4 protein-coding genes are annotated in these 4,441 nt (G+C 35.7%); all 4 read left to right on the forward strand.

Annotated elements, in window-relative coordinates; translation table 11 throughout:
- Window positions 1-1,199: hypothetical protein (locus KFO40_RS25205; RefSeq protein WP_211146925.1), on the forward strand; the 1,199-nt coding region annotated here is incomplete at its 5' end.
- A 2-nt stretch (window positions 1,200-1,201) separates the two neighbouring features.
- Entirely contained in the window at window positions 1,202-1,399 is a 198-nt protein-coding gene (locus KFO40_RS25210; protein WP_117615045.1) for a hypothetical protein, read from the forward strand.
- 6 nt (window positions 1,400-1,405) lie between these two features.
- Complete coding sequence (locus KFO40_RS25215; protein WP_138335680.1) at window positions 1,406-2,707, forward strand: ATP-dependent RecD-like DNA helicase; 1,302 nt, start codon at window positions 1,406-1,408, stop codon at window positions 2,705-2,707.
- A gap of 6 nt (window positions 2,708-2,713) precedes the next feature.
- The coding region (locus tag KFO40_RS25220; protein ID WP_211146926.1) for a DNA polymerase III subunit alpha at window positions 2,714-4,441 on the forward strand (1,728 nt) is incomplete at its 3' end.

Below are 4,441 nucleotides of genomic sequence, written 5' to 3' on the forward strand. Positions count from 1 at the left end.
CACTTACATTCACTGATGGTATCGAAAAGATAGATGCTAAAATATACTGTCAGTCACAAGAAGGACTTCAAAATTTGCTTAGAATTCAAAAATGTATAAATGTAGATTCCGAAAATAAAATCATTGATTTACAAGATCTTCTAAAACATGGAGCCGGTAATATAATTGTATTTAGCAAATATGCGTCATTTTGGTTGAAAGAAATAGGTAATAATCTTGACCGTTTTTTCGATAGTTTTGACGATTGCTTTTATCAATTAGATTTATCGGAATTCAAAGCTGAACGTATTGATATTAAAGTACTAGATGCTACAAAATGTTACTTTGACTACATATATGATACAGGCGATCTTCCTCCAGTATTAATTTGTGACTGCTATTATTTGGACAAAGATGATGCAAAAAACAAAATCATCCTTAACAAAATTGCTGAAGGAGCGGCGCATGAACAAAGTGATGACCAATATTTTAAAGATCTGGATGAACATTGGAACACTATGTCTGGCTTGTTTGATGAACACAAATGGGACATAGAGGATATATTCAATTGGGCATGTGAAAATACTGTCAAGATTGCTAAAGGAGCAGAAGCAAGATATGAGATTGAACGCAACTTTATGCCTCAATATGACATGGCCGACAATGAAAAATCAAAATACGCCAACCGGCATGAAATGTTTTTGGACTTGCTGGAAGACGGGTTTAATAAATTGGTTCCAAAAGATAAAGAAGACATATATCGCAAACAATTGGATCATGAGATTTACGTATTAGAATCAACCAATAATGTAGATTACATGCTCGTACAATATGATACTGTTAATTGGGCACGCAAAAATGGAATATTAGTGGGATGCGGACGTGGTTCTGCTGGAGGGTGTCTAGTTTTATACCTATTGGGAATAACACTTATAGATCCAATAAAATACGATTTGTTATTTGAACGCTTCCTTCTTCCAGAACGTGCAGGACTATACCCTTCAGATGTGACCATTATTGGAGATGACGTAGATTCCAATCAATATATCGAAGTTACATTAGAAAATCATAAAACTTATAAAATAGACAAAGACGCACAGTTACTTGTGAAACGTGCCGGAATGGATGATCCTATTGTAGTATATGCAGATGAACTGCAAACTGACGATGATATTCAATTTGATAATCGAGATCTTTTATTTACTCTAAACGAAATTTGATTATGATTCCAATTTTAAGAAAAGTGGGATGGGATTTAAATCCCAATGACAAGGTAGTTAATGCCATCCTCAAAAGATGTGAAGCCAATAATGGCGAGTGTCCATGCCACAATGACTCCAAAGACAAACGATGTCCGTGCAGCTCGTATAGAGAACATGATGTTTGTCATTGCAATTTATATGTAAAAATCGAAAAATAAAAAGGTATGGAAGATATGATTTTGACAGAAGAGATGCAAAAAATAATGAATCTCATTCAAGATGATGAGAATAATGTATTCGTAACAGGTAAAGCCGGTTCTGGAAAGACTACATTTCTAAAATATCTAATTGAAAAATCCGGGAAGAATTGCATTGTAGCTGCCCCAACAGGCATAGCAGCCATTAATGCAGGGGGCGTTACATTGCATAGTCTATTTGGCATTCCTTTTGGACCTATTACACCTTACGACCGACTGGAAAACAAATTTTCAGAATACAAGGTAGAACTATTGCTCAAAATGGAATTGCTGATTATTGATGAAATAAGCATGGTACGCCCAGATATTCTGGACACCATTGATCGCAAACTACGGTGGGTTTACGAAAGTGATGAACCATTTGGCGGTGTACAAGTAGTAATGTTTGGCGATCTTTTTCAATTGCCTCCAGTAACAAAGAAACAAGAAAGAGAAATATTGTCTGACTTTTATGATGGCTTTTTCTTTTTCAACGCCTTAGTTTTCAAACGCACAGGTTTCCACATTGTAGAGCTAACAAAAATATTCAGGCAAACAGAACCTGAATTTATTAATGTACTCAACAATATTCGTAATTACCAGGTAACATCCGATGAACTGGATTTATTAAGCGAATTGAAAGACCGCAAAATCAGTAGCAGTTATGATAACGAATACATCCATATTTGTACACACAAAGCTGATGTTGAGAGAATTAATGCCGACAAATTAGGGGAACAAGAGATACGAAACTATGATATAGTTATCAAGGATAAGTTCCCAGAATCATCTATACCATGTGATTTACATTTAAAACTTCGAGTTGGGGCAAGAGTTATGTCATTGGTTAACGACTCATTAAAGGGTTATTATAATGGTATGCTTGGAATTGTGACCGCATTAGAAGATAACGTAATTACAGTACGTATGGATAATGGCCGGACTATCAAATTTGAACGTTATACATGGAGTAATACGCAATATACTTTAAAAGATAATGAGATTGTAAAAGAAGAAATTGGTTCATGTACTCAATTCCCATTAACATTGGCATGGGCCATTACCATTCATAAAAGCCAAGGACTTACATTCGATAAAATTATCATTCATGTATCACATACTTTTTGTCCTGGACAACTATACGTAGCCCTTAGCCGATGTAGAACGCTGGAAGGCATCGTTTCAGATGCTTTTATCACCAAACAAATGATTATTCCTGAATATGCTCTAATTGATTTTGAAAGGGCATACAAATCAGAAGGTAACTATTATGGTAAACGGTTAGATTAATTAAAAATGAAAGTCATATCAGTTAAATATAAAACATCTTCAACAGAGGTGAAAGCCATAGATTGTTTTGTGGACAGTGGTTATTTGCAAGGTCCTGGAGGTTCCCTTCCAGATGTGGATGTAGACTTCCAATCAGACCGTAGACAAGAGGTAAAAGAGTATATTGAACGCCGTTATAACCATGATGGTAAACAACGTGTGTTTTCTGCCGGAACCTTTACGACTTTAAAGTTGAAAGCAGTTCTTAAAGATGTAGCGCGTGTACATCGAGTACCGGTAAATATTGTAAATTATATCACAGCTATATTTGAAGATGACAATATGAGCTGGACAGACCTGTTTACAATGGCTGCTACCAATAAAAAAATACATAGCTTCATAATGGAGTACCCACAAGTAATTGAAGATATTCGTACTTTGATGGGACAACCTCGTTCTTCATCAGTTCATGCCTCTGCCCTACTAGTGACCCCAGATTCAAAAGATGGAAAAGATTTGGAATGCTTTGACTTTACTCCTATAAAGAAAATAGACGGTGTGTTGATTTCCGAATTTGACGGTTATTCATTAGACGAACAGGGATTACTAAAAAATGACTGTCTTGGTATTAAGGAATTGTCAAAACTACAAGCTGTCATCAATATATGTAATGATAAATATCATACCGATATTACTTTTCAAAATATCGTGCAAAGCGGACTAGATGATCCTAAAGTATATCAACTACTGCAAAAGGGATACACCCAAAATATCTTCCAGTTTTCATCTAAAGGGATGACTAAATTTTTGGTAAGTATGCAACCAGATAAAATTGAAGATTTAATCGCAGCCAATGCCTTATTTCGTCCAGCAACACTAGATTCCGGATCTACAGATAAATATGTAGACTGCAAATTGGGAGATGCAGATCCTGTATATCTATGGGGAACATACAATGCCATGAAGAATACTTATGGTGTGCTGTGTTACCAGGAACAGCTAGCACAGATTGCACGCGAAGTTGGAAAATTCAGTTTAGGTGAAGGTGTCAAATTGGTAAAACTTATATCCAAGAAAAAAGTAGATAAGATTCTTGCCTTACGAGACAAGTTTATGGCCGGAGCTAATGAAAATGGTTGCCCAAAAGAAGATGCAGAAGCAATATGGCACATGTTTGAGGTAGCTGGTGGTTATCTTTTTAACAAAAGTCATGCAACCGCTTACGCTGTTACCGCCTATGCCGGAGCCTACCTTAAAGCCAATTACCCTACAGCTTTTTATACCATAGCTCTTCAATGGGCTAAAGATGATGAAATTCCTACATTAATGAGTGAGATGGAACTATGCAGTGAAGCAAAAATAGTTCCACCAGATATAAATGTAAGTGGCGGAACCTTTATTACAGACTATGAAACCAATAAAATTTTTTGGTCTCTTTCTCGTATTAAAATGTTGGGAGCTAAAGCTACAGAATGGATTATAAACGAACGAAATGTACGCGGAGAATTTAGTTCTATTGAAAACTTTATAGAACGAATATTCCGGTATAAATTAAAGCTGTACAAATATTGGGATGATCCAGACAACCCGAATGAAGCTACTAAATGCCCAGTTAATGCAAGACATGTCCGTCATTTAATATTATCCGGATGTTTTGACAAAGTAGAAAATGCCCAATCAGTCATAGAACGATATGCCATTTTAGAAAAAGCCGCAAAATGTTTAGGTTTTGAAATATCCGAAAAAGATATACCG

The organism is Bacteroides sp. 1001302B_160321_D4 (assembly GCF_015667765.1).
Classification (GTDB): Bacteria; Bacteroidota; Bacteroidia; order Bacteroidales; family Bacteroidaceae; genus Bacteroides; species Bacteroides xylanisolvens.

Coding starts and splice junctions, on each gene's coding strand:
- KFO40_RS25210 (WP_117615045.1), top strand. CDS start 1,202: ATGATTCCAATTTTAAGAAAAGTGGGATGGGATTTAAATCCCAATGAC.
- KFO40_RS25215 (WP_138335680.1), top strand. CDS start 1,406: ATGGAAGATATGATTTTGACAGAAGAGATGCAAAAAATAATGAATCTC.